This is a genomic window from Clostridium kluyveri (assembly GCF_001902295.1).
Lineage (GTDB): Bacteria > Bacillota > Clostridia > Clostridiales > Clostridiaceae > Clostridium_B > Clostridium_B kluyveri_B.
Genome location: NZ_CP018335.1, coordinates 2,147,696 through 2,174,180 on the forward strand (window position 1 = coordinate 2,147,696; position 26,485 = coordinate 2,174,180).

22 protein-coding genes and 1 riboswitch are annotated in these 26,485 nt (G+C 32.1%); of the genes, 6 read left to right on the plus strand and 16 right to left on the minus strand.

Going from position 1 to position 26,485, the window contains the following annotated elements:
• Positions 1–109: 109 nt before the first annotated feature.
• From BS101_RS10370 to BS101_RS10385, 4 genes are all read left to right on the plus strand, one after another.
• Complete coding sequence (locus tag BS101_RS10370) at positions 110–766, plus strand: VanZ family protein (protein ID WP_073538756.1); 657 nt, start codon at positions 110–112, stop codon at positions 764–766.
• Between the two features lie 518 nt (positions 767–1,284).
• Positions 1,285–1,827 (plus strand): sigma-70 family RNA polymerase sigma factor, encoded by a 543-nt coding sequence (locus BS101_RS10375; protein ID WP_073538757.1) that lies wholly within the window; start codon positions 1,285–1,287, stop codon positions 1,825–1,827.
• Positions 1,828–3,045: a DUF4179 domain-containing protein gene (locus BS101_RS10380; protein ID WP_073538758.1), complete on the plus strand. Its 1,218-nt coding sequence runs from the start codon at positions 1,828–1,830 to the stop codon at positions 3,043–3,045.
• A 137-nt stretch (positions 3,046–3,182) separates the two neighbouring features.
• Positions 3,183–3,785 carry a MerR family transcriptional regulator gene (locus BS101_RS10385; RefSeq protein ID WP_073538759.1) on the plus strand — a complete coding sequence of 201 codons (603 nt, stop codon included), beginning with the start codon at positions 3,183–3,185 and terminating at the stop codon, positions 3,783–3,785.
• A gap of 578 nt (positions 3,786–4,363) precedes the next feature.
• Here the strand turns inward: BS101_RS10385 and BS101_RS10390 are convergent.
• The 8 genes from BS101_RS10390 to BS101_RS10425 form a co-directional block, all read right to left on the minus strand.
• Positions 4,364–4,648: a response regulator transcription factor gene (locus BS101_RS10390; RefSeq protein ID WP_073538760.1), complete on the minus strand. Its 285-nt coding sequence runs from the start codon at positions 4,646–4,648 to the stop codon at positions 4,364–4,366.
• A gap of 39 nt (positions 4,649–4,687) precedes the next feature.
• Entirely contained in the window at positions 4,688–5,587 is a 900-nt protein-coding gene (locus BS101_RS10395) for a tetratricopeptide repeat protein (protein WP_156876027.1), read from the minus strand.
• Positions 5,588–6,015: 428 nt separating this feature from the next.
• Positions 6,016–7,269, minus strand: coding sequence for an IS110 family transposase (locus BS101_RS10400; RefSeq protein ID WP_073537418.1), 1,254 nt, complete (start codon positions 7,267–7,269; stop codon positions 6,016–6,018).
• Positions 7,270–7,369: 100 nt separating this feature from the next.
• Positions 7,370–8,692, minus strand: a complete 1,323-nt coding sequence (locus BS101_RS10405) for a hypothetical protein (protein ID WP_073538762.1) — start codon at positions 8,690–8,692, stop codon at positions 7,370–7,372.
• Positions 8,693–8,733: 41 nt separating this feature from the next.
• Positions 8,734–9,711, minus strand: a complete 978-nt coding sequence (locus BS101_RS10410) for an ABC transporter permease (RefSeq protein WP_073538763.1) — start codon at positions 9,709–9,711, stop codon at positions 8,734–8,736.
• Positions 9,708–10,451: an ABC transporter permease gene (locus tag BS101_RS10415; RefSeq protein ID WP_073538764.1), complete on the minus strand. Its 744-nt coding sequence runs from the start codon at positions 10,449–10,451 to the stop codon at positions 9,708–9,710. Before BS101_RS10415 ends, BS101_RS10410 begins: the two co-directional genes overlap by 4 nt.
• Positions 10,452–10,461: 10 nt before the next feature.
• Positions 10,462–11,400: an ABC transporter ATP-binding protein gene (locus BS101_RS10420; protein WP_073538765.1), complete on the minus strand. Its 939-nt coding sequence runs from the start codon at positions 11,398–11,400 to the stop codon at positions 10,462–10,464.
• 236 nt (positions 11,401–11,636) lie between these two features.
• Positions 11,637–12,995 carry an MATE family efflux transporter gene (locus BS101_RS10425; RefSeq protein ID WP_073538766.1) on the minus strand — a complete coding sequence of 453 codons (1,359 nt, stop codon included), beginning with the start codon at positions 12,993–12,995 and terminating at the stop codon, positions 11,637–11,639.
• A gap of 570 nt (positions 12,996–13,565) precedes the next feature.
• Between BS101_RS10425 and BS101_RS23795 the strand changes: the two genes are divergently transcribed.
• A complete protein-coding gene (locus tag BS101_RS23795) occupies positions 13,566–14,231 on the plus strand; it encodes a histidine phosphatase family protein (protein ID WP_073538767.1) in 666 nt (221 codons plus the stop codon).
• Positions 14,232–14,505: 274 nt separating this feature from the next.
• Here the strand turns inward: BS101_RS23795 and BS101_RS10435 are convergent, their stop codons facing one another.
• Entirely contained in the window at positions 14,506–16,530 is a 2,025-nt protein-coding gene (locus tag BS101_RS10435) for an FAD-dependent oxidoreductase (protein ID WP_073538768.1), read from the minus strand.
• A 280-nt stretch (positions 16,531–16,810) separates the two neighbouring features.
• Positions 16,811–17,422 (minus strand): TetR/AcrR family transcriptional regulator, encoded by a 612-nt coding sequence (locus tag BS101_RS10440; RefSeq protein WP_073538769.1) that lies wholly within the window; start codon positions 17,420–17,422, stop codon positions 16,811–16,813.
• 159 nt (positions 17,423–17,581) lie between these two features.
• Between BS101_RS10440 and BS101_RS10445 the strand changes: the two genes are divergently transcribed.
• Positions 17,582–19,048, plus strand: coding sequence for an MDR family MFS transporter (locus BS101_RS10445; protein WP_073538770.1), 1,467 nt, complete (start codon positions 17,582–17,584; stop codon positions 19,046–19,048).
• Positions 19,049–19,098: 50 nt separating this feature from the next.
• A riboswitch (cyclic di-GMP riboswitch) is annotated at positions 19,099–19,187 on the plus strand.
• Positions 19,188–19,338: 151 nt separating this feature from the next.
• Here BS101_RS10445 and BS101_RS10450 read toward each other — a convergent pair.
• The 6 genes from BS101_RS10450 to BS101_RS10475 form a co-directional block, all read right to left on the minus strand.
• Positions 19,339–19,830: a GNAT family N-acetyltransferase gene (locus tag BS101_RS10450; protein ID WP_073541249.1), complete on the minus strand. Its 492-nt coding sequence runs from the start codon at positions 19,828–19,830 to the stop codon at positions 19,339–19,341.
• A gap of 80 nt (positions 19,831–19,910) precedes the next feature.
• Positions 19,911–21,500 (minus strand): ABC-F family ATP-binding cassette domain-containing protein, encoded by a 1,590-nt coding sequence (locus BS101_RS10455; protein ID WP_073538771.1) that lies wholly within the window; start codon positions 21,498–21,500, stop codon positions 19,911–19,913.
• Positions 21,501–21,895: 395 nt separating this feature from the next.
• Positions 21,896–23,566 carry a dihydroxy-acid dehydratase gene (ilvD, locus tag BS101_RS10460; RefSeq protein ID WP_073538772.1) on the minus strand — a complete coding sequence of 557 codons (1,671 nt, stop codon included), beginning with the start codon at positions 23,564–23,566 and terminating at the stop codon, positions 21,896–21,898.
• 73 nt (positions 23,567–23,639) lie between these two features.
• The gene (gene iscB / locus BS101_RS10465) at positions 23,640–24,881 is read right to left on the minus strand and encodes an RNA-guided endonuclease IscB (RefSeq protein WP_073538773.1); all 1,242 of its coding nucleotides are present in this window, start codon (positions 24,879–24,881) and stop codon (positions 23,640–23,642) included.
• A gap of 791 nt (positions 24,882–25,672) precedes the next feature.
• Positions 25,673–25,864, minus strand: coding sequence for a hypothetical protein (locus tag BS101_RS10470; protein WP_156876028.1), 192 nt, complete (start codon positions 25,862–25,864; stop codon positions 25,673–25,675).
• A gap of 153 nt (positions 25,865–26,017) precedes the next feature.
• Complete coding sequence (locus tag BS101_RS10475; RefSeq protein WP_073538775.1) at positions 26,018–26,206, minus strand: EndoU domain-containing protein; 189 nt, start codon at positions 26,204–26,206, stop codon at positions 26,018–26,020.
• Between the last annotated feature and the right edge of the window lie 279 nt (positions 26,207–26,485).

Genomic DNA, 26,485 nt, shown 5'->3' on the forward strand with positions numbered 1-26,485 from the left:
GTTTTAAATAGTAAAATATCCTTTCTTCATGTTGTGAAGTATTTTATATTTTAAAATCGTTATATATAATGTAATACTAAAAATTATACTAATTGGAGATGAAATTATTATGTTTATTACAACTATCAAAGCTTTAGTTTATGAATACCTATGTGTAATATTCTTTTGTGTTATATTTCAAATAATTATGATTAAAGAAGAACATAAAAATGGACATAGGTATAGTTTAAATCATTTTGTATGGGTATACATTTTTTACATATATATAACCCTTGTACTTATTTGTACTGGTATTGGAACTATTTATGAATTTACACGATATACCAAACTACATGAAACTATTTCTATATTAACTCAATTTAATCTGATACCCTTTAACTCTATTTCTGGAGGTATTATGACGCATTTTGCAAATATCATAATGTTTATGCCTCTTGGTTTTCTTCTACCATTTATCTGGAGACAATTCAAATCACCTTGGAAAGTAATAGGTACAGCATTACTTTTTTCAATGATGATTGAATTAAGTCAACTTTTGAATATGCGATCTACTGATATAGATGATTTAATAATGAATACAATTGGAGCATTTTTAGGATGGACAATTTATTCTTTATTCAAAAAATTATTTAAAGATAACCATGAAAAACAATTTCATAATTTAGATAAAGCAACACTATCTTTTTTAGCTCATTATGAAGCTTGCTTTTATCTGATTCTTTCATTTGCAGGAGTATTTTTTCTTTATAATCCACTATTATTCTAACTTAGTCGAGTAAAAGACTACAAATATAATTTAAATTTACATTTATAGCTTTTTATTCCATAATATCTTCTATAATATCACCATCTTGCATTTTAATAATTCTAGTGAGCTGCTCAGCAATTTTAAAAATTGTATATATCATATTAAGAAAAATGTTATGGAGATTATATTGGGAAATACAAGCTGGAATTAAATGGGCAATATTAGGGCGTGCATCTATTATATATTTCTTGAAATTAAAAAGAATTGATGTAGCTGGTTTTGTGGTATTTTTGATTCATTCAATTATAAAAAACCTCAATGGCTTCTTTTAACTAAACTATAGCACATTTTTTAAAAAAATAAACCCAATTTTAAAATAAATTATCGTAAATTATAATAATTTATTTTTTTATTTAGAAATTTTATTAACTTTTTTAACTTAATAATAGGTATTAAGTGTAACTTTTTATATATTAAAATTGTCTAATTAGTGTATGATAAATTATTCTCAGATGCTTTTATAGAGGAGTGAGGTAGTGAAAGAAACAGATAAAATTCAAATTCTTGTGGATAATGCTAAAAAAGGGGATGATACATCATTTGTTGAGTTAATAAATTCTTATAAAGAAAATCTTTATAAAATGGCGTTTATATACGTTAAAAATGAACAGGATGCTTTGGATATTGTGAGTGATACTGTATATAAAGCTTATATGAATATAAATAAATTAAGAGAATCACAGTATTTTAGCAGTTGGATTATAAAAATACTCATAAATTTATCTATAAATAAATTGAAAAGTAATAAAAATATTGTTTATGTAGATGATTATAATTTATTAGATAAAGATAGCAATATTTCAGAAATAGAATTTAACATATCTAAAAATATTGACTTATATAATGCTATGGATAATTTGAGTATAAAATATAAAAACTTAATTATTTTAAAATATTTTCAGGATATGACTATTCCTCAAATTTCTAAACTTTTGGAATATCCGGAAGGTACGGTAAAAGTTTATTTACGAAGAGCATTAAAAAAATTAAAAGTTGAATTAGAAAAGGGGTATATTTAAATGAAGTATGAGCCTAAAAATGGATTTGAAAAAATTACTATATCGAACAGGCTTGATGACGTAATTAAAAAATCTATTTCAAAAGCGAAGAGGGATAAAAAAATAAGAATTATAAAACTAAAGTTGATTAAGATTAATGCTGCGATAGCTTCATTGATTATTATTTTTATCAGTAGTGTTAATTTTGTACCTGCTTTTGCAGAGTCATTAAATGATGTGCCTGTAATATCATCTATAGCCAATGCCGTACAATTTCATTATGATAAAAATATAAATAGTGCTGTAAATCAAAATTTGTCTCAAGATATAAGTAAAATTCAAAAAGATAAAAATATAAGTATTACTATTGATAATATAATTACAGATGATAAAGATATATTTATATTATATACGTTAAATGGAACAATGGCTGATGAGGATATCAAAAATCTTTTGTTGGAAAAATTTTCTATAAGTGATAACAATGGAAAAATTCTCTTGAGTAGTAATGATTTTAGGTCGCAAATACTTCCGCCTAAGCTGAATAATAAAAATGAAGATAGCTTATCGTTAAGCAATACAAATTATAAATGCATAATTTCATCATTAGGTAATTCTATTAAAAATTATTCTCAAAATAAGAAAACTTTTGGTTCAATAGAGTTAATAAGTATAAAGGATATGAAAATACCTGATGAAATAAATTTAATGGTTTCAGGTATTACTGAAGCATATAATATGTCTTACTCTAAAGAAGCTTACAGTAATTTTACTTCAAAATTCAATAGAGAGCCAAAAAATATATCTGGCAATTGGAATTTTGAAATAAAACTTGACAAAAACCTAAAATCACAAAAACCAGAAAAATATAATAATATTCCATTTTCAATTAATAATACTGATTTCACTTTAAAAAGTGTAAAAATCTACCCTACCCATACTGAAATTAGGATACAATTAGGTAAAAATAGTATCGATAAATCTCAATGTAACTCAATTGGAAGAATAATTGGAGGGGATAATAGCAAATTGCCTTATTTGACAGATGAGAAAGGAAATAAATATAGTATTTCAGGAAATGCTCTGGTAAGTATGGATTCGGAAAATTGTATAAATTTATCATTTGAAAGCCCTTACTTTAACAAAATAAATAAATTATATCTGGTGATAAATCAACTTAATTATTCAAATGGTGAACCTTATGTAAATATAAATCCAACAAAAATAAAAATTAAATAGTTTTTATATCTGTTTTTTTTTCACCTACTTTTAAGTATTATGTTTTATTATAACATATAATATCAATAAAAAAATATTATAGGGTCTATTGATAGTATTTCCAATCAATTGTATAATATTGGAAAGGAGTGGTAACTATGGAAAATAATATAATTAACAATTCTAAAATCAATATGTACAGAACTAAAGATGTTGCTGAAATGCTGAACACTAATACTCAAACAATCAGAAATTATTGTGCTACTTTTAGAAATATCTTAGATACCAATCATAAAAGTGGTCAGCATAGAAATTTCACTGTAGAAGATATCAATAAACTAAAGTTAATCAAACAGTTGTTGCAAGAAAAACATTTGACTTCAAAACAGATAATCGAATATTTTAATAATTCTAAAAATAATGAACTTAATAATTTTGATTTTAAATTATTAGTACAAGCTATATCTGATGCTATGCTCCCTCAAATAGAAGATATCATTATTAAAAATCTTCAAACGCAAACCGGTGATATTAAAGATGCTATTACCGATAAATCTGATGATATAAATAACAATATAAATAAATTGTTATTTGGTGAAGAAGAAATTAAAACTACTGTAAATCAAATTAAAAATGAACAAACTCAATATATAAGCAGGGTCCAGAGAAGAAGGAATATAAGAAAGAAACGAGGTATACACTTTTATTTAAAAAAATTTTGTTTTTGGAATTTCTTAATACCTAAGAATACCGAAACATAAGAAAACTATTAGATAAAACAAAAATTTAAAGCCCTATACTACCTGTATAAGTAGCATGGGGTTTTGGAATATATATACGACAATATCATATACATAGAAAATGGAGATTTAGTTACTAAGAGATAGGTTATAACCTGTAAATACAACAAAGATAGATGTTCCATAGCCGTCCAGTTTCATCCTGGTTTAATCCCTGATTTAATGGTGTTTAAAGGGTGTTATACTAAATTTGATTTTGATATAAAAAAATATATAAAGAGTTTTTTACACCTGTAAAATATATGAATTGCTAAAACAGTATGAACCTTTTGGACAAAGGATGTTTGAAATAGATCAGTTGAGGTTTTTGTTGGGTATAGAATCTCATGACTCCATGCTCTTTACGAACATGGGGTGCTTATCGTCTTATTGATAAATCTATAAATAATGCTTTATATTATTGCAGTTATTCATACATTTACAACTACTATTTAGTTGCACCTCTTAAATATTTATTTCATATTTATTATAAAATACAAAAATATATTAAAAGTATAATAAAAATAAAGAAAAAATAAATTTATTCTATAAAAAGATTTTTAAATATACCCATGTCTTTTAGCTGCTTTAATTGCCCTGACTCTACTATTTACCTCAAGCTTGCTGTATATATTGATTATATGAGATTTAACTGTAGCCAGTGAAATACAAAGATGCTCTGCAATTTCTTTATTTGATGCACCTGCTGCTATTTCATTAAGCACCTCAATTTCCCTTTTGCTTAAAATAGATTTTGTCTCAATCTTACAAATATTTATTATCTGCCTGTAATGCACCTTTTCTGCATAACTCAGGTTAATATAAAAGTCTGATTCATATTTCATAACAAACTTACATACAATTTCACTTTGAAAATAATAGGGCTAAAGGATTTTATCTTCACAGCTATAAAATAGTGCTTCCCTAAATAGATTTATTATTTCACGCTTTTTCGCCAAATTGTCATATATCATATTAATTTTAAAAAGAGATGCCTGCACCATTTTTAGCTTTATTTTATTTTTTCGGGAATATTTTAAAATCTCATCAGTAAGTTTTATAGCTTCTTCAATTTTTCCCTCTCTAAACAATATATTTGCATAAAGCAGTTTGCTATCCAGGCTCCTCTGTGTTTTATCCATACTTTCATAATCTGCTTTAAAACGTATCACCAGTTCACCGTAAAATTTATTCAGCCGGAAACCGTATTTTAAAAGAGAGGCCATAAATGTAATATTATTATAAGTTCTCATATTCATAAGTTCTCTAACCAGCTTAAGGGCCTCTTCTGTGTCTCCAATAACAAATTTATATTCTGCTAAATTATACCTATATCCCCTATCTGCTGAAAGAACTATACTAGAAATATATTCACCTACATTTTCAAGGCACTTTTCTGCATTCTTTAAATCCATCTGCTTTAGATAAATACCTGTAATACCTATATAAAAGTTTGTATTAAAAATATTCACATCTTCATTGGATTTTAGTATTTTATTCATCTCATTATATAAAAACTCACATTTATTGAATTCTCCCATGTCCTCTAATATCTGAGATTTTATACCAAAAGAAAAGAAGTGAATATAAAAGTTATTATGGATTGATGCATAACTCATAGCCTTATCTATAGAATTTAAAGCCTCATCATATCTGCACCGGGCATATAATAAGGATGCATCTTTCATGAGTATAAAAGCCTTTGTAGTTTCTTTCAAAGATAACTTGTCAATTTCTGAAATTGGCATAACTTCAATCTCATTTAATTTAAAAGTATCTTCCACAAACACACTTGAAAATTTAAATGCTGAGAAAGTTGAATCCCCTACCTCAATAAATTTTAATTTATCTTTTATTTACTTCTATTTTCATAGAATTTCATTATTTATAAACAAGTGGTTAAATTTAAATATGTGAGTATATTGAATATATAGGTAATACTGGATGGAGAAGGTTGAACGTGTGCATAAGAGTGTAAGTGATATTCCAATATTTTGAAGGAAACACACCTATATAGCTCTAATGCTTACCCTACCATGTCTCACGGAGTACATATCTATGTCTCTACATTCCTTCGTTCTGCATTTTAGAGCAGGTGCTAGCATTAATCCTCGTATACTGGGTCAATTAAGCCCTTATGGGGGTTTGAACGTGCTTTGCCTTACTCTTTTCAAAGAACTATAAATTTCAATATACCTATGCATATATTAAATTAAGCTGCTTGTTGATAACTTGTCAACCCATGAACTTTGTCATGTGTATATGTTGTTTTTTTCTTGCATAAAGTGTACATAACTTTTATAAGTCTTACACTTAGTGCAACTATTGCTTGTTTTCCGGTTAATTGATTTTCCTGTCTTTTCGTTAAATGGGTATATATTTCTTTAAATGCAGCATTCTTAGCTACCATAACAGTTGCTGCCTGATATAGAATATTTCTTAAATTTGAACGACCTCTTTTACTAATTTTAGTTTTACCTTTTTTCATGCCAGAGCTGGTTTCTTTCAAGTTAAGTCCTGCCACTTTCTGTATTTGCTTATAGCTGTCATATTTTGATATGTCTCCAATTTCAGCTAGAAAACCCGCAGCTGTTACTATGCCTACACCTTTTATGCTAAGTAAATATTCTGAATAACCTGTCTGCAAAAGATATTCTTCCATGAGCTTTTCCACATCATCTAGTTCCTTTTGTAAAGCTTCTAATTGCCTTAAAATAAGCCTTAATCTATATCTGGCCCCTTCAAGCCCTACAGGCACTCCTATTGAAGTTTTAGCTGCATTAAAAACCAGCTCTGCTTTCTTAAATCCAACACGATTATGTGTAGCATCTAGAAGCTTTTGAGTAAGCTCAGAAACTCCTATATTCACTATATCTTGTGGGAAAGGACATGTTTTCAGTATACATAAAGCGGACTTTCCTAAGATATCTGAAAACATCTTTTTAAATTCTGGAAAGTATTCATCTAATAGCGCTATTAGTCTTACTTTTTCTGAGATAAACTGTTTTTTTAGCTCTTGCCTATTGTTGCTGCATAATCGAAGATTTACGTAGAGTTCTTCCTCAAACATGCAGTTTAGGTATTGACCTTGATATATAAGTTTAGAAATAATCTTGGCATCTTTTTTGTCATTCTTAGTTGGACTATTATCTTCAAGCTCCTTAATTTTATTAACATGATATGGATTGACCAAGCATAGCTCTATCCCTTGACTTTTTAAGTAGTAAGCAAGATTCTTCCAATAGTGACCTGTTGGCTCCATTCCTACTAATACATAATCTAAGTTATATTTCGCCTTTAATTGTCTGATTGAATCTAATAGACATTCGAAAGATTCTCTGGTATTCTTTATAAGGAACGGCTTTTTTATATATTCACCATTTACTACAAATTGACCATAGTGATTTTCCTTTGCTATGTCTATCCCTAATATTAATGTGTTAGGAACTATAATTCGATTATTCATATTGTTTTCCTCCTGATATAGATTGTTGTTGTCTTCTTGCAAGTGACACAATATATTTATATCAGGTTTTTTTATTTCATTCAAAGTCTAAAACTCTTTATTACAGGAATACTTGTATATTTATTTTAAGTACATCATATATTTCTTTACATTTTTCAAACTCCAGATTAGCATAATTATAAAAGAAATATTGGTATGCAAAATCGGGATTTTGTATAATAAATTCTTCTGGAATTCTTTCACCATATATAAATAAAGCCATGTTTCCAGGAAGTTCTAATATACACTTCATTACACTGAAATAATCCCCAGCAAATATTAATTGCTCAATACACTGATCAAAATCTCCTAAATTTCTCATAATATCTGCTGCCTTTACATGAAACTGAATTTGGGTTTCCTTATGAATGTCTTTAAATTTTTCTTTTAAATATTCTTTCAAAATATTGTGATATCTATAAATTCCTTTTTCCTCATCAATGCATATAATTAAAATATTCTTTTTCTGAAGACTGTCCATTACTTTTTCAAAGTCAATTTCTTCTAAAAGCTGCTGGGCTATTTCCTGATTGAAATATGGCAGTATAGAAGTTACCACAACAAATTGCTTTTCTTCAGTACTTAATAACTCATATATTTCTTTAGTAAGATATTCTGTCACAAACCTGTTCTGAAAACTTAACTTCATAATATCATCTTCATTTTTTCCAACAGCACCAGCAGCCACAAGCTGCAGTCCTCCAATCCAGCCTTCACAGAGATCATTTATAAAATCCAGTATCTCCTGCCTAAAATTCACCTTTAAAGTGTCCTTTAAAAATTTTATTCCCAATTCTTTAGAAAGCTTTAAGTCATTTTCATCTATCAAAAGAAGTTTGCTATCCATATTAAGAGTACCTAAATACAAAAGAGGTTCCTGCCTTGTGAGCAAGATTACATGGACATTATTAGATACATTTTTTAGAAAAAATTCTATAGTATGAAGCAAAAAACTATCTGTAATATAATAGAAATCATCCAAAACTATAAATATGTCCTCTTGATTACTCACAGCATTAATCAGAAGTGTAAGCAGATTTTTGAGGCTGCTCTTTTCCAAATTGCAATTATATAAAAATATAAGTTCCTGCTTTGATGCCTCAAGGCACCCTCCTACTGCTTTAATAAAGTAATTCCAGAACAAGAAAACATTATTGCAGCTCTCATCAAGAGATATCCATTTTAAGTTTGAAATAGATCTTTCCTTGGCAAAAGAAGTTATAAGAGTAGTTTTCCCTGTTCCTGCACCGCCTTTAATTAAAATAACTCTGTACTCACTCATCCCATCTAGTTTTGAAAAGAGTTCTTCCCGTATTATATAATTTTTTCTAGGCTGTGGAATTTTAAGCCTTGTACTCATTAAAATCAGCTTATCATTAATCATATGCCCCTGCTCCCAATTTGAATTCTATTATATAGTTTACTTCAATCCCTTCTAAGCACATAGTCTTTTTTCATTTTTATCACGGAAAAAACAAAAAACACTAAAGATATTACTATTACATATATAACCTGCGGCAGCACTTCTAAAACTGTTTTTCCACCTTCCAATCCCTGTACAAAGCTTAAAAAGTCTTTCTGTGGAATAATCCATATAACTTTCTCAAGTATTTCATTTCCCTTTTCAAAGGAATAAAAACTTCCTCCTAGAATTGTTGTAATTATTACAATTGAACCTCCTACCATATTTGCAGTATCCGATATTTTTACAAGAGAATTAATAAACATCGAAAAGGTTATGCCAAGGGAGCATATTATTGCCAAAAAACTCCCATACTGTACTAAACTGAAGCCTATATTAAACCTTAAAATACATTTCATCATCAATAATATAAAAAATGCCGGTACAAAAATAAAGAAAAAAGTAAATATAAAATGAGACATCAAATATTTTAGAAAGGATACCGGTGAAGCTGCAATTCTTTCTATTTGTTTCAATTCCATATCTTCTGCCAGAGTAAACATGAATAAAATACACTGAAGCAAAATAAACATAAAAAGATATCCTATAATATTAGTACCTACACCTCTGCTATCTTTAACTTGTGGTACAAAACCTTCCGGCTTCCTTACTATTTTCTCCAATATTTTTCTAAAATCATCACCTTTTATTGTATCGACATGATATTTTCCATTACCCTTATCAATTATAATACCATCATACCCACCAAGTACTAGTTGGGACTTGGGAGGTTCTCTCTCCATAATAGTAAATTTAATATTATCTGATTTAAAAACCGATACCTTGCTTTTAGTTACCACTGCAATACTATATTTAACTTTTAAATTTGAAGTTAAATATACTGCTAAAATTATAGAAATCATTGTCATTAGCAGTGAAATAACAATATAATATTTTCTGCTTTTAATTCTGTAATAGTTATTCTTAAGAAAACTTATCATATATAGTCCTCCGTTCTATAAAATTTTCCACATAAAAATATAGCTATCGCAGATAATAGGATTAATATAATCACTGTAGGTAAGCAGCAGGAAAAATCTCTATCGTATATAACTTTAAAAATGTCCGTAACAATCCATTTTACCGGTGACGCATAGCTTATCTTTTCTACAGTATTTCCGAATCCATCAAGTCTGAAAAATAGTCCTCCTAATATGGCTGAAATATTTATCACAATACTTAAAACCTGGTTAGCAGTGTTTTCACTCTTGAAAATACAGCAAAACAATACTCCAAGGGCAGAAGCAAAAATCTCAAACAACATCAGTATTAAAACTATAAGACCAACATTTTCACCTCCGAAGTTAACCTTTAAAGTAATATTTAGAAGTATGATTATCAGTATGTGAAAAATAGAAGAAAAAGTAAAAGTAGCTGCTATTTTGGAAATATATATATAATCTTTAGGTATGGGAGAGTAGATTATCCTCATATTCGGCCGTTTAATACGCTCCTCCATAAAGCTATTTGAGGCTATGGTGGAAGTATTAAAAACTATATAAATCATTATAGAAATACCATAATAATCATAGGAAGTAATGATTCTCCCATAATTGCCGCTGGTTAAGAAACCTAGAATCAAAACCATTAAAAATGGAAAAACGGCAGCATAAAAAATCCACATAGGGTTAAATAATAAATTTAAGAAGTCCCTCTTGAATATCTGTAAAAATCTATACATATTTACGCTCCTAATCCCTTAATTTTCTTCCAGTTAAATTTAAAAATACACTTTCTAAACTGGCAGTTTCACAGGTTAAATTATTAATCTTAACAAAATTATTTACAAGAATTGAAATAAGCTTATCCAGATTCTCAACTCCTATTAACGTTGTAATTTCCAGTTTGCCTCTTTTTATTAAAACATCTTTTACGCCTTCTACATTATAGAAGTCTTCTAAATTAACCTTATCTGTAGAGTCCACTTCAATAATGAACCTTTTATAATTTACTATTTTTTCTTTCAATTTTTCCTTTGTTCCAGATGCTATTATCTGTCCTTTATCCATTATAATAATCCTAGTTGATATTTCTTCAACTTCCTCCATATAGTGAGTGGTATAAATAATAGTTGTGCCTTTTTCCCTCATAGTTTTAACAGAACTTAAAATGTGATTTCTTGATTGTGGATCAATACCGACAGTAGGTTCATCCATTATGAGTATTTCCGGATGATGCGCAGTGGCACAGGCAATGTTAAGCCTCCTCTTCATTCCTCCTGAAAATGTATTTACCTTATCTTTTGCCCTTTCAGCTAGCCCTGCAAATTCAAGAGCTTCGGCGATTCTCTTCTTAAGCTTATTACCCTTCAGGCCATAAAGTGAAGCAAAAAATCTAAGATTTTGTTCCGCTGAAATATCTTCATATAGTGCAATATCCTGAGGTACTATCCCCAAATGCTGTTTAAAATTCCTGTTACCTTTTTCTACTTTTTTCCCATTGTAACATATTTCCCCTGATTCATAATCCAAAGCTCCTGTAAGAACATTTATGATAGTACTTTTACCTGCTCCATTTGGGCCAAGAAAACAAAGTATTTCGCCTTTTTCTACTCCAAAAGATATACCTTTGATAACTTTACTGTCTTTATAGCTTTTTTGAAGATTTTTAACACTAATTATTTCCTTCATCTCAAACCACTCCCTTTATAACAATTATAAATTTCAGGGACAAAAATAAAATCAACCTTTCGGTTGATTTTAGATGTTGATTTATCAGTATTTTAAAATGATTAGTTAACTTTAAATATATTTTTATGATGAATACTTATATCATTATTTAAAGTTATTTTCATATTGATATTTATCATAGATTTTATAGTTGTTTAGCTACTCATAATGAGACCTTTTGTAAATTAAATTTAGTATTAAACTAATACTTTTAACTGATTCATTTTTTTTATTTCGCCGTATATGAAAATTAGAGATATCACTGCTGTAAAAAAATCAGATAATGGGACAGATACAAAAACACCAGTGACTTTAAGAAATATTGGGATGATTAACATTAATGGTATTAAAAATAAAAATGGTTTCATTATTGATAAAAATAATGCAGGCTTAGGTTTGCCAATATACTGAAAAAAACTTGCAGCAATTACTTGAACACCTACTAAAGGACTCATAAGTATCAGTACTCTTAAAATAGGAACCGTCAATGCTATTAATTCATTATTAGATGTAAAAACACCCACTATTTTATTTGTAAAACTAATAATTATAACTAAAAATCCCAATGAAATTACAACTGATGTTAAAATTCCAAGTTTTAAACTTTGTTTTACCCTATCAAATTTTTTAGCACCATAATTAAATCCTATAATAGGCTGAAGAGCTTGTCTAATTCCATACATAGGAACGGTAATAAACCCGAACATACGATTATATATACCAATTGCAGAAATATATAAGTCAGATCCTCCATAAATTCTTAATGAATTATTTAATACTATGGCTACAATTCCATAAGCCAGTTGAGTCATAAACGTGGATACTCCTAAGGAAATTGCTTCCTTTAATAACTTTATATCAATTACTAAATTTTTAACTTTTACTCCTAAAATTTTACTATTAAAACAGATGTATACCAATAAAAATATGAAACATATTATTTGGGAAATGTCTGTAGCAATGGCAGCTCCTTTTATCCCATATTTAAGTCTTGTAACCAATATGTAATCTAACGGAATATTAATTACAGGTCCTATTATCATGCTTATCATAGCAATATTAGCATGTCCTTCTGATTGTATGATGCTATTGGAAACAATACTAAAAACGAAAAAAACACTGCAATATAAAGTAATTCTAAAGAATGTTACAGCATAGGGTAGTATAGTTTCTAAGGAACCAAAAATATACAATATAGGTCTCATGAAAGCCAGTCCTATAACCATAATTAAAATTCCTAATAGAACAGAGGATGTTAATGCAGTACCCACAGCCTTTTCTGCTCTTAGTTTATTTCCGGCTCCAAGACTTCTGGAAATTATAGAAGCAATTCCAACTCCGATCATTTGAGAAAGAGCCAGTATTATTTGTTGAATAGGAAAGACTATAGTTAAAGCTGCAATTCCTAAGCTACCATTAGCTTGATTACCTATAAAAATTGCATCAATAAGATTATATAATACATTAGCTAAAAATACACTTATGGCAGGAAGAGAAAACTTAAAAAGTAGCCTTTTTATATTACCTTCCAGAATGAAATTTTCTAGTTCAGTCATTTTATTACCTCCAATTTATACCTGTTACACTCACTTAATGAAATACTATTCCCTCTAAATATCATTATTCATAAAAAACACCTCTTTTCTAAATCCAATAAAATTACATTAAAAAAATGCAATAATTTATACATATCTTAATATTCTGTATTGTCACAATTTATATTTTATACTTATATTTATCTTACTGTTATAACAGTAATACTGATATTATCCTATATCAGTGCTTATATGTTAGAATTATTTCGTCTAATTTGCTATACACAAAAACTCTATTTTAGGCTAAAATTGACGATATTAGATGATTTGCCCTAATTTTAAATATACTCAAATTTATATATAACAAAACTAACAAACTTAAAATATCTCTAAATTACTTCAAATACCTATATTATACTAATATAGATAAAGACAATTATACTTTAAGCAAAAAAGAGATTAAAGATAAATCCATCTAATAATGTTATAATATATCTTAAATTATAAATTCTAATTAACCCATTTTTATATATTAATCTGAAAGTAAAAATAGTTTATCTTTTGTTAAGCTGTAAGGTGGAGGGAATATCTATGGATAGAAAAATAACATTTTATGTAACTAGACATGGTGAAACTATGTATAATATATTAAACAAAGTACAGGGATGGTCTGATACACCATTAACCCCAAGAGGGATTAAAATAGCAAGACTTTTAGGGAAAGGCCTAAAAAATATATATTTTGTGGCAGCCTATTCTAGCGATAGTGGACGAGCAGTTGAAACAGCTGAGATTATTCTTAATGAGAGCGGAAATAAACAGATTAAATTATATCGTGACAAACGACTAAGAGAATGGGGATTTGGAAGTCTAGAAGGAGAATCTAACAAAAACTTTTTGAATATTATACTACAAGAAATGCCTGATGTTAGTATAGCACAACTTAATTATAATTTACCACAGATTTCTGAAGTGGTTGTTCGCTCTGACACTATTGCATGGGCAGAAGATTTTTATACAATTGAAACCAGATTGAAATCTGTTTTCAAAAACATGGCAGATACAATTTCACCAAGTGGTGGAGGAGATGTTTTAATTGTGACACATGCTTTTACTATTAAAACATTAATTTTTATATTTGCAAAGCACCGCCTGAATGAAGTAACAAATATAGAAAATGCAAGCATAACAAAAATAGTATATGAAAATGGAAATTTTCAAATTAGTGATATTAACAATACTCAATACATTGGATAAATAACCTTTGTCCCCGAATAATTTTCTATAAAGTTGTTCTATGACCTTTGCAATGCTTATACTGGCTCTGTAACTATTTATTGAAAACATTGGAGACACCACATAGCAAATCAGAATTATATCTGGGACCAAAAAGACCTCTATAGATTTAGGTGGAGTTTGTCACAAGGAAATGCTTATCTCCACCTAAACTTTAAAAGAACTTATCTAAGCATACAGCACTTATCTCCCGCTTTAAAGAAGATGTGAGTATATACAAATGGCAGCATTCGGATTAAAACTCCATAGCTAAGTTACATGCCTGACGAATTGCAGTGAGAACATTGCCAATACCCCCAGAATCTCCTATATTATGTACAGAAATGTTTCCAGCTGAAAGTGTATCAAACAAAGATGTATTAGGCTTTGAACCTACTGCTAGTACAATTGTGTCACAGGGAAGTTCCGCCTTAATCACTTCTTTACTTTTTGGATTAGTAGATTCTATGAAAACTCCCTTATTGGTCACTTCTGCTATTTTAGAGAAAGAATATTGTTTTACACCAAGCCGCCTTAGATCTTTCAATACAGGCCAACCGCAGCCAGGATCAAATCCAGAACCAATTTTTGCAATATCTATAATAGCTATATTACGACGGGATGTATTTAACATCATACTTATTTTCTCACTACCTTCAGATTTTTGAGATTCCATAAAATAAAGTTGTTCCTTAGAGAGAGAGGCCTCATGAGCCAAATACGCTGCTGTTTCACAGCCAACAGAACTGCCGCCAATCACTACTACATTACGGCCAGCCATCTCTTTACCTTCAAGAATTTCAGAAAAGGTAACTACAGAAATATTACCATCTCCAGGTAAACTAATAGAAGAAGGAATACTTCCAGTTGCCACTACTACCTCATAAAAATTTTCTTTCTCAATTCCTTCAATAGTAGCTTCCTTGTTAAGCACCACCTTTACACCTGTTTTCTTCAACATAGCATTAAAATAATGCACTAAATTTTGAAATTCACCTTTTGATGGAGGAGTGCTTGCCAGATGTAATTGCCCCCCAATAGTATCTTTCATTTCCCAAATAGTAACTTTATGACCTCTTTCTGCTGCTCTTATTGCAAATTCACAACCAGCAGGACCTGCACCTATAACCAGAATATTTTTTGATGGCTTAAGTTTGGTATCCTGAAGAAGGAATTCCCTGCCGGCATATCCATTTACAAGACATTCCACAGGTTTGTCAAAAAACAAACGCCCAAGGCAGCCCTGGTTACATGCAGTACAGCGGCGAATTTCCTCTACTCTACCTTCTTTTACTTTAATTGGCCAATCCGGATCAGCTATAAGCGTACGTCCCACACCGATTAAATCTGCCTGACATAAAGCTAGAGTACGCTCTGCCACAACAGGGTTATTAAATCGGTTTGAAGCCATAACAGGAACACTAACTGCATCTTTTACCCCCTGTGCCAGATACGCATAGCCTCCTTGTGGAACATCTCCAGGCAATTGAGGAATGTTGGTTTCATGCCAGCCTCCAGTTACATTTATCATGTCAATGCCAGCCTTATCTAACATTTTACAAAAAGCCACACAGTCTTCATTTGTATTGCCGCCCTTAATAAAATCATTTCCAGAAACACGCATAAAGATGGGATAATCATCTCCCACCGCTATGCGCAGGGCTGATAGTACTTCCAGTGGAAAACGACAGCGATTTTCAAAACTTCCCCCATACTCATCTTCACGCAAATTAGTAACAGGTGATAAAAACTGGCTAATCAAGTATCCTGCAGAACCTACGACTTCCACTGCATCAAAACCTGCTTTTTTTGCCCGCAGTCCAGCATCAGCCCAGTGTTTTATAACCAGTGTGATTTCATCCTTTGTCATAGCTCTTGGTGTTTCACCTGTGTAGCGAGAATAAACAGCTGAAGGGGCAAGTGCAGCATCATCTCCAGTAATATATTTGGTTCTCCCATATCTGCCGGTATGCATAAGCTGCACTGCCACTTTAGCACCACGTTTATGCATACCATCGGTAAACTCTTTATACCCCAAAATATAATCATCACTTTCGAGGCTCATAATATTGGAATATCCCCGGTAATTGTCAATAACGCATCCCCCTACAATAATTAACCCTGCACCACCCTCTGCACGTCTCCAATAATATTCATTAAATCTGGCAGTAGCAAATCCATCAGGAGTATAACCATGATGCATTGCCGGCATTACAAGGCGATTTTTTAAAATAAGACCATTTATAGTAATAGACTTAAACAAATTTCTAAAATTCATCATATTACCCTCCTCCTTGACTATAATTTAAAATTTTATCCTCCAATAGGTTTCCAGCTATTTTTGTCCCATAGATTTTGAAACTTCTTCTAAAACTTGAACCCTACCTTAATAACCTAAAGATTATACGCACTTTCAAATCCTGTTTCATAACATTTTGTATTCTTCGTATTGAAATTGTGTTGTTGTACCCAAAACATTCGAAAAACAGCTTGCAAACACCGTTGTTTTGTTTTTATGGTCTCGATTTGCCTTTCCGATCATGCATTCGTGAAAAATTCTGCTATTGCTGTGCTGCATGTATAAGTGGCATAAAAATGTCGTCTACAATCTCCGCTATGACTTCGTCGGATACGGGTTTCAGCTTTGTAATCAGCTCGTACTGCAGCAGATCCACTGGCAATGAGATGATCCGGGGCGTCAGCTTCTCAAGTCGGATTTCTCCGCGAAGTTCCGCATTTTTCAAAATCACCGCCATAGCCTCTGTCAGCTTGCTCTCTGATCTCCGCTGGATCATTTGCGGCATGGATGCGGTGATCGTGCGCCACACCAGTGGTTCCATCATAAGTCCCCTAATCGTCTCCGTGCCGATTGTTTTCAGCGGTTCAACACGCGCATACAGATAGGCATACACATCGCTGCGCAGGTTTCCGGTATCCGGTATCTCATTTGTAATTTTAGGAAAATAATATTTACGCAGAGCAGCAATCACAAGCTCAGACTTATCGGCCCAGCGGCGATAAAGGACGGATTTGTTTGTCCCCGCCCGTGTTGCGATGCTCTCCATCGTCATATGCGTGTAGCCGATTTCAGTGAGTTCCTCCCATGCGGCATTCAGGATTGCTTCTTCCAGAACTTCTCCGCGGCGGCGCGTACCTTTCTTTCGTTTATCCATGTTTTATTTCCCTCCGAACCTCAACAATAAATGTACTTCTGTCATAGAAATATATATAAAAAACTTAAGGTTTCCTATTGACAAAGTTCTATATTTATTATATCATAGTCTGAAAAGAAACTCAATGTTTCTTATTGTGACTATGAAAGGAGATTTCTCATGAGTACAGAAAATGTAAAACCGGCAAAAGAAAAACTCGATCCGATCGTGCTCAGGACTGCCATTGTTCTGGTTTTCGGTGCACTTGCGCCACTGTTCGATTCGACGATGGTCAATGTGGCCATCCATACAATTGCATCCGATATGAAAGCAGCCATTTCTACCGTACAGTGGGTCACCACGGGATACGTTCTGGCGATGGGGTTGGTCATCCCGATTTCGGGGTGGGCCACCAAACGGTTTGGATGCAAACAATCCTACATCTTCTCATTGGTGCTTTTTTTTATCGGCTCCGTGTGCTCTATGTTGTCATGGAGCATAGGAAGCATGATTGTTTTCCGAGTCATTCAAGGTATCGGCGCCGGGTTACTGATGCCGGTACTGCAAACGGAGCTTGTACAGGTTTCCGGCGGACGTAATCTCGGGCGGATCATGTCCATCATCAGCATTCCCGCTCTGCTCGGGCCGATCCTTGGCCCAGTGTTAGGAGGAATTATAGTCAGCAGTGCGAGTTGGCGCGCTATCTTTTGGGTCAATATTCCAATCTGCATCGTGGCGATCCCGTTAGCCGTATGGGGAATACCGACCGACAAGCATGTGGAAAAGAAAGCGTCCCTGGATGTGATCGGCATACTTTTGCTTTCCCCCGCGTTTGCCCTTTTGATCTACGGCATTGCCCAGGTTGCGACGCAGGTCAGATTGAATGACAGTGCAGTCTTTCCCCTTATCATCGGTATCGTTTTGATGGCGGCTTATGTCGTCTATGCTCTGAATACGAAACGGGAACCGGCTCTGAATGTGCGGCTGTTCAAATCCATCAATTTTTTCGCTTCCAATATCCTGCTGATTCTGTGCGGAATCATCACGAACGGGGCCATGCTGATGCTGCCGCTCTATTATCAAGAGGTGCGCGGAGCAAGCGCCCTGTATGCCGGATTGTGGCTGCTTCCACAAGGAATCGGCATGCTGCTCACCAGAAGCTGGGCCGGAAAAGTGGCCGACCGCGACGGCTCGCGCAATATCGTGCTGCTAAGTCTCGCTGGTATTGCAATTGGTACGCTGCCGTTTGCTTTTGCAGGTACGAATACGAATTATATCCTTCTGTCTATCGCCTTGTTGATCAGAGGGGCGGGACTTGGCGGTCTGCTGATTGCAATCATGGCATCCGCTTATGTCGGACTTCAAAGAGAGCAGGTTCCTCATGCAAGCACTGCTACGAGGATATTCCAGACTATCGGCGGAGCTTTCGGGTCAGCTATTCTTGCCACCGTCGCTCAGCAGCAGATGGCAGGTCGCGCCGACTCCGATCTTCATGCGATTGCTCATTCCTTCAACGTCTCTTTCTGGTGGGCAATCGGTTTTACTGCGGTGGCGGCGATCCCCACGCTGTTCTTGGCAGTGCGTAAAAAATCAGGACCGAAAACGGCCCTACAGGAAACAGATTCGCAGGCAGATGGACAGCAGTAAAAGCAGCATGAAACTGAGGTGCTGCTATAAATAACAATTGAATTAATTATAAGAGCTAAGGGCAAACTTGTTAAAAGAATGGACGCAAAGCAATATGGTTTAAGGTGCTTAATAGCACTATGACAGCCTGGCTGCCGTAGAGACTTTGTGTCTAAACTGCCTTCTCAGCGGCAGGTTTTTTGTCCTTGTGTGCCCAGCATGGCGTAATCTAAACGGTTAAAGTCGTGTGTTTTGAAAACTGTCATCAGCTAACCAGTAAATGTCTGGTCAATGACTGGCACAAAAAAGATTTACTCAATTATCATTTCCATAAAGCCAACCGTAAATGGTAAAAAATCAAATTTTTTAGTACCTTTATGTATAAAATCATTTTTCTGATACCATTGTTTTAAAATAGTATTTTCCTCAATAATACCAATACTCATAATTTTTCCATTTAACTTTTTAACCTTAATTTTTGCAAACACTAACAATTTTTCTCCATATCCGTAATGTCTATATTCCGGCAGGACAGTAATTTTTTCTAATTCATATTGTTCTTCACTTTTCTTTTCTAACTGCATAAATCCAACAATTTTATTATAAGCATTTATTGAATACATGAGATTCCCTTTATTTTTATCTGAAATCAATCTACTTACTTTAATAAATGCACCATTAGTAGGACAATTTTCAATAGTTAATCCAAAATCTTTTGCCACTGTCCCAAATCCTTGCCTTATAACTTCTGCACACTCTTCTAATTCATTTAATGATACTTCTTTAATAACATATTCTTTCATACCCAATCCCTCAATTTCAAATAATTTATTATAAAGGCCTGTTTCAAAATGTAAAAACTCATTTTGAAACAGGCCATCCACTAACCTTGAATACTCTCTAAATATTCATCATAGGTCAACCTTTTATCTATAAATCCATTATCAGTAAGCTGTATAATCCTATTTGCTATAGTCTGGATAAATTCATGATCATAGGATGAAAATAAAATGATACTCTTATAATCTAAAAGTCCGTTGTTTAATGCAGTAATGGATTCTAAATCCAGATGATTGGTGGGCTGATCCAAAATAAGCACATTGGCATTTTCCATCATCATCTTTGCCAGCATGCATCGCACTTTTTCCCCTCCCGAGAGAATATTCACCTGCTTTAATGCCTCTTCCCCGGAAAACAAAATCTTACCAAGAAATCCTCTAATATAGCTTTCAGATTTTTCCTCTGAAAATTGTCTCAGCCAATCCACTAAATTTAATTCCCGTTCATTAAAGTACTCTGAATTGTCCTTTGGAAAATATGACCTGGAAATGGTAACTCCCCATTTATACCCTCCACTATCTGGTTCCATTTCTCCCATAAAAATTTTAAACAATGTAGTCTCTTGAATTTCATTTTCTGATATAAAAGCAATCTTATCACCCTTTGATACTGTAAAACTGACATTATTCAATACTTTTTTTCCATCTATAATTTTTGTGATTCCGTCAACTATTAATATATCATTTCCCACTTCTCTTTCAGGCTTAAAACCCATAAAGGGATATTTTCTGCTGGAAGGCTTGATATCCTCTAAAGTTATTTTATCCAGTAACTTCTTACGAGATGTAGCCTGATTTGATTTTGAGGCATTGGCACTGAAACGCTCTATAAATCTTTGCAGATCTTTAATCTTTTCTTCTTTTTTTCTGTTTTGTTCCTTTGCCATCTTAAGTGCAAGCTGGCTTGACTGGTACCAGAAATCATAGTTTCCAGCATATATTTTTATCTTTCCATAATCCACATCCGCCATATATGTACACACTTTATTTAAAAAATACCTATCATGGGATACAACTATGACAGTACCTTCAAAATTAATAATAAACTCTTCTAACCATTTTATAGATTTAACATCTAAATGGTTGGTAGGTTCGTCTAAGATAAGTATACCGGGATTTCCAAAAAGCGCCTGTGCCAGAAGTACTTTTACCTTTTGGGCACCTGTAAGTTCAGACATTTTTTTATTATGAAGATTTATATCTATCCCAAGGCCTTGAAGCAGTGAAGAAGCTTCAGATTCTGCTTCCCATCCATTTAATTCTGCAAATTCACCTTCCAATTCAGATGCCCTTATGCCATCTTCATCTGTAAAATCAGGTTTATCATAAAGGGCATCTTTTTCCTTCATTATTTCATAAAGCCTTAAATTACCCATAATTACTGTTTCCAAAATCTCATATTCATCATATTGAAAATGATCCTGTTTTAGCACAGACATTCTTATATGCTTTGAAATACTTACCTCTCCTGTACTAGGTTCTATTTCTCCTGATAATATTTTTAAAAATGTAGTCTTTCCTGCACCATTTGCCCCTATAATTCCATAGCAATTACCCTGGGTAAACTTTAAATTTACATCTTCAAAAAGCTTTCTCCCCTTATATCTTAAACTGACATTATTTACATTAATCAAATTATACCCATCCTCTACTGTATTTTTGTCATTACGGAAGGATTATATCATAATTCAACTAAATAAGCATTAAAATTTTTTCTAATATCCCTATATACATTTATGCTGATAATACTCTTTTAAATATATAATACTTACTTTGCAGCTTTAAGCTTTGCATTCTTAATAAACAATTCAGATGGAGAAAAGGATTCCTCATAAGCAAACTCCACCTGAACCTTAGAATCACTTGATATAATAATGCATATCCCTAATTCTCCATATATTTACCTTAATTATATATGACTATATTTTTATTTTCAATTTAGTCCATTAATTTTTACAGGCAATAATCACTCTCTTCTTCCGAGAAGCTTCAGTACATCTATTTACAACCTTTAAATACAATTAAAAAACTAGAATTTAGGAATCTCTAGAATAGCCCCTCTGTTTCCTGAAGTTACCATTGATGCATATCTTGCAAGGTAGCCTGTGGTAATTTTAGCTTGTCTAGGTTTCCAATTTGCCCTTCTTCTCTCCAATTCTTCCTCACTGATTTCAAAATTAATAGAATTTGCCTCTATATCTATCTTTATTATATCTCCCTCTTCAATCAGTGCAATATTACCTCCTACTGCTGCTTCAGGAGAAACATGACCAATTGCAGCACCTCTTGTAGCACCACTAAAACGTCCATCTGTTATTAATGCCACGCTGCCCCCAAGACCTCGTCCCATAATTGCGGAAGTTGGATTAAGCATTTCTCTCATGCCAGGTCCGCCTTTAGGACCTTCATATCTTATAATAACTACATCTCCAGCCACAATTTTTCCTGTGTTTATAGCATTTAGAGCATCTTCCTCACAGTCAAATACCCTTGCAGGTCCTTCATGCTTTAACATCTCAGGTGCCACTGCAGAACGCTTTACAACACAGGAATCCGGAGCTAAATTGCCTTTAAGAATTGCAATTCCGCCAGTTGTGCTGTAAGGATTTTCAACAGGTCTTATTACCTCTTTATTTTTATTTATACAGCCTTTAATATTTTCTGCCACGGTTTTTCCTGTACATGTAATCAAATCTGTATTTAATAGATTTAGTTTATCTATCTCATTCATAACAGCATAAATACCACCTGCTTCATTTAACTCTTCCACATAATTATGTCCTGCTGGTGCAAGATGACAAAGGTTTGGAGTCTTTTCACTGATTGCATTTGCCATATCCACATTTAATTCAATGCCAGCTTCATGGGCAATAGCCGGTAAATGAAGCATACTGTTTGTACTACATCCAAGAGCCATATCCATAGTTAGAGCATTCTTAAAAGCAGCCTCTGTCATGATATCTCTAGGTCGTATATTCTTTTCTAGAAGCTCCATTATTTTCATACCAGCATGTTTTGCAAGTTTTATTCTGTCAGAATAAACAGCAGGTATTGTACCGTTACCTCCAAGTGCCATTCCAAGAACCTCTGTTAAACAGTTCATGCTATTTGCAGTATACATACCTGAACAGGAGCCGCAAGTAGGACATACCTTGCTTTCAAACTCTTCTAATTTTTCTTCAGTTATTTTCCCCCCGTTAAAAGCGCCTACTGCCTCAGATACACTGCTAAAGCTTACTTTACATCCATCTACTTTTCCTGCGAGCATAGGGCCTCCACTTACAAAAATAGTTGGAATGTTAAGTCTCGCTGCAGCCATTAAAAGTCCCGGTACATTTTTATCACAGTTAGGTACCATTACCAGCGCATCAAAAGCATGGGCCATAGCCATAGCTTCTGTAGAATCTGCAATTAAATCTCTTGTAACAAGAGAATATTTCATGCCCTGGTGTCCCATGGCAATTCCATCACAGACAGCAATGGCAGGAAAAACAATTGGAGTACCTCCAGCCATTGACACTCCTGTCTTTACGGCCTCCACTATTTTATCTAAATTCATATGACCTGGTACTATATCGTTCTTTGAACTTACAATACCTACAAACGGTCTTTCTATTTCTTCTTTTGTCAAACCCAACGCATTAAGCAGGGCACGCTGTGGTGCACTTTTAGTTCCTTTTGTTATTACATCACTTCTCACTAAAATAACCTGGTTAAGAAAACTTAGACAAACTTAACCTCTCCTTTCTATTTATTTTTATTTTTCTAAGTTTTTAAAACCAATATATTTTATTAAATCTCCATAATAATTTACAAGATTTAATTCCATATCTTTTTAATATTCTTTCTTCTATTGTTGTTATATTACATTGTTTCTTTTTAGGGTATAAAGCTGTAATATATCCTATGTAATTTTCTCCATTTTTCTTCGTATATTTAATTAAATCTCTATGTTTAAACCCTTGTAAATTCTCTATATTAGCTTTTGATTTCCTTCTCATTAGTTTAATTGCCCAATTTTTTATATTGCAGTCATCAGAATTAATTTTTAAATCAGTTATAACTAATGCATCATTACTATGATTTTTCTCTATATTCCAATCTATTCTTTTATTTGCTGTATCTCCACCAGTGGTTAATATTAATTTAGCTAATTTACTTAATTCTTTTCTAAGATATGTTTTCCCTTGCATTACATGTTGTGCATAGTCAAATCTTATATTTTTACCTTTTATCATATCTTGATAATGTTTAATAAATAATTCTTCCTTACCTTCTGTCTTTTGATGACATTCACTACATAAAGTTATAAGATTACTAAGATTATTATTACCGTGTAACCTTCTAGGAACAACATGATGTACTTCTAAAACACAACTAGATTTACCGCATTCCATACATTCACAACCATCTCTCAATATAACTGATTTTCTTATGTTTTCATCTAGCCTGTTAGATTTTTGATATTGCCATTTGTATAATTTTTTACCTTCTATTAAAGCTCTTATATCTATTGCAACATCTTCTAAATGATATTCTGTTATATTGATATATTTATTTAGTTTATTAATAACTCTTAAAATAGCATCTTTCTTTTGTTTAATACTTGGTGCAATTCGATTTTTTCTTTTACTATTTGCTCTATTATTAAATTTTTTAGGTCTATATCTTTTGTGGTATCTATGATATCTTCTATAATCTCTACGAATATCCATCAAATGTTTAACATCTTGACGTTGTTCTATTGTTCCTTTGAATATTACTTTATTTTTAGTTTTACATTTTTGAATGATGCCAATGCCTACATGTAAACTTCCATCATCTATACCACAAACAAATTCTGATTCATCTTCCTTATCCTTTATTTCCCTTTTTAATTGAATAACCATAGGATATTTATTAACTTGTATTGCTTTGTTTTTTCTAATTAAGTACCATGCTTTATTTATCTTACATGGACTTAACTTATTGCCTTTATTGTCAATAACAAAAGCATAATTATTATTTTTTATCATTTCTGATAAATCTCACTTTCGTGGAAATTTTCTTCTTGCCAATGTCATAAAGAGGACATGTGTTTCCCTGTTATCTTTACAGGACAATAGTAAAGTTTCCTGATTTGCACTCATAGAGCTTCAGACTGAAGATTACATCTAAAGGTATGTCTTTACCTTACTTTATAACGTAGTTCATTATGCTAAGATATTTTCATATCTATACACTCACTTAGGCTTGAGAACATCAAATAGTCACTATACAAAATATTAAATGTCCAATTTTGTATAATTATTTACCAACTATTTGAAGTTCCCTAGTATAATATTATTAAACTATATGCTTTTATTGTAAGTTGTGTGATGTCTGTTGTCAACTATACATTATATATTTTGAATAATTATCCCCAGCATAGCTCAACATTATAAACTTAAGGAAATTTGATTAACATTTTTGTTTATCAGGTTTCCTACTTGTATGTATACATTAAAATAAAGGTAGGGGTGGTTATATGTTTAATAGTTATATTAATAGATTTAAAAAATGATTGACTCTATTAAAACAAGTGAAAGTGAATTTGTTTAGACTATCCAGAGGGGGGCCAACATTTGCGATAAAACCAGTGCTAAGACATTAAATAGATAAAAAATCAATTTATAGTAAACATATACTAATTTATAGTATATGTTTTTCAAGGTTTGCCAATCTGAGATCTCTTGCTTTAGTGTACCTGTCCATGACTTCTACATATTTAGCATCATTTGACGTTCCATCACAAATATCACAACATAGAAAACTTCCCGATAATAAGTCATATGTAATTGTATTTTTGTTGCTGCCTTTGAATCTGAACCTCCTGTCCCTTTAAATTTGTTATAAAACTTTTGCAGTAATTCATAACTGGAGAGCCATTTACAAGTATTCTTCCAAAATATAATTTTTTATTCTGTACGGCTAGTGACTTATTTTGTTTTACCATCATAGAATTAAAAAATTTTTGCATAAACTTTACTGAATATTCGTTATATCTATCATTAAGAGCCTGGAGTGACATTAATATGTTATACTTTTAATTATGTCATCTGGCAAACATGCATCAATATTTTGATGTCGTTTAACATTCCAACCATTATCTTCAGCCCACTTTAGAAACTTTTCAATTCTGTCTTTCATTAAATTCCCCCCATATAGGAAATGCTGAAATTATCTTCCCTTTTGTTGTTAACATTCCTTCATAGTGAAATCCTACTGCCTTTCCTCTTGCATTTAATTGTCCTTCTAATATATGTTCTAATGAACCTTCTTTAAAATTTTCAACATTTTTTAAATCTGCTATTGACTTCACATAGCTGAGCTTGGGGCTGAGTTTGTCTTATTATCTTTTAGTGGTACAGTCTACTGTTTTTAGGATCTATGACTTTTTTATCACTATAAAAAGCAATGAACTAGCCTACTTATTTTCAGCTAGTTCATTTAGTCTTTTCTTCACTGCATTATTGAAATTATGCAGTAAGCATTAAGGAATGATTTTATCCATAATAGTGATACTATGGATAAATAAATATTAAAAAATGTTAAATTCTACGTGCGGAATGTAGGTTATATTGTGCCTATATGGTCTTAT

Coding starts and splice junctions, on each gene's coding strand:
- BS101_RS10440 (WP_073538769.1), bottom strand. CDS start 17,422: ATGGATAAACGAAAGAAAGGTACGCGCCGCCGCGGAGAAGTTCTGGAA.
- BS101_RS10415 (WP_073538764.1), bottom strand. CDS start 10,451: ATGTATAGATTTTTACAGATATTCAAGAGGGACTTCTTAAATTTATTA.
- BS101_RS10380 (WP_073538758.1), top strand. CDS start 1,828: ATGAAGTATGAGCCTAAAAATGGATTTGAAAAAATTACTATATCGAAC.
- BS101_RS23795 (WP_073538767.1), top strand. CDS start 13,566: ATGGATAGAAAAATAACATTTTATGTAACTAGACATGGTGAAACTATG.
- BS101_RS10370 (WP_073538756.1), top strand. CDS start 110: ATGTTTATTACAACTATCAAAGCTTTAGTTTATGAATACCTATGTGTA.
- BS101_RS10390 (WP_073538760.1), bottom strand. CDS start 4,648: ATGAAATATGAATCAGACTTTTATATTAACCTGAGTTATGCAGAAAAG.
- BS101_RS10450 (WP_073541249.1), bottom strand. CDS start 19,830: ATGAAAGAATATGTTATTAAAGAAGTATCATTAAATGAATTAGAAGAG.
- BS101_RS10410 (WP_073538763.1), bottom strand. CDS start 9,711: ATGATAAGTTTTCTTAAGAATAACTATTACAGAATTAAAAGCAGAAAA.
- BS101_RS10425 (WP_073538766.1), bottom strand. CDS start 12,995: ATGACTGAACTAGAAAATTTCATTCTGGAAGGTAATATAAAAAGGCTA.
- BS101_RS10470 (WP_156876028.1), bottom strand. CDS start 25,864: ATGCAAAAATTTTTTAATTCTATGATGGTAAAACAAAATAAGTCACTA.
- BS101_RS10405 (WP_073538762.1), bottom strand. CDS start 8,692: ATGATTAATGATAAGCTGATTTTAATGAGTACAAGGCTTAAAATTCCA.
- BS101_RS10420 (WP_073538765.1), bottom strand. CDS start 11,400: ATGAAGGAAATAATTAGTGTTAAAAATCTTCAAAAAAGCTATAAAGAC.
- BS101_RS10445 (WP_073538770.1), top strand. CDS start 17,582: ATGAGTACAGAAAATGTAAAACCGGCAAAAGAAAAACTCGATCCGATC.
- BS101_RS10400 (WP_073537418.1), bottom strand. CDS start 7,269: ATGAATAATCGAATTATAGTTCCTAACACATTAATATTAGGGATAGAC.
- BS101_RS10435 (WP_073538768.1), bottom strand. CDS start 16,530: ATGATGAATTTTAGAAATTTGTTTAAGTCTATTACTATAAATGGTCTT.
- iscB (WP_073538773.1), bottom strand. CDS start 24,881: ATGATAAAAAATAATAATTATGCTTTTGTTATTGACAATAAAGGCAAT.
- BS101_RS10385 (WP_073538759.1), top strand. CDS start 3,183: ATGGAAAATAATATAATTAACAATTCTAAAATCAATATGTACAGAACT.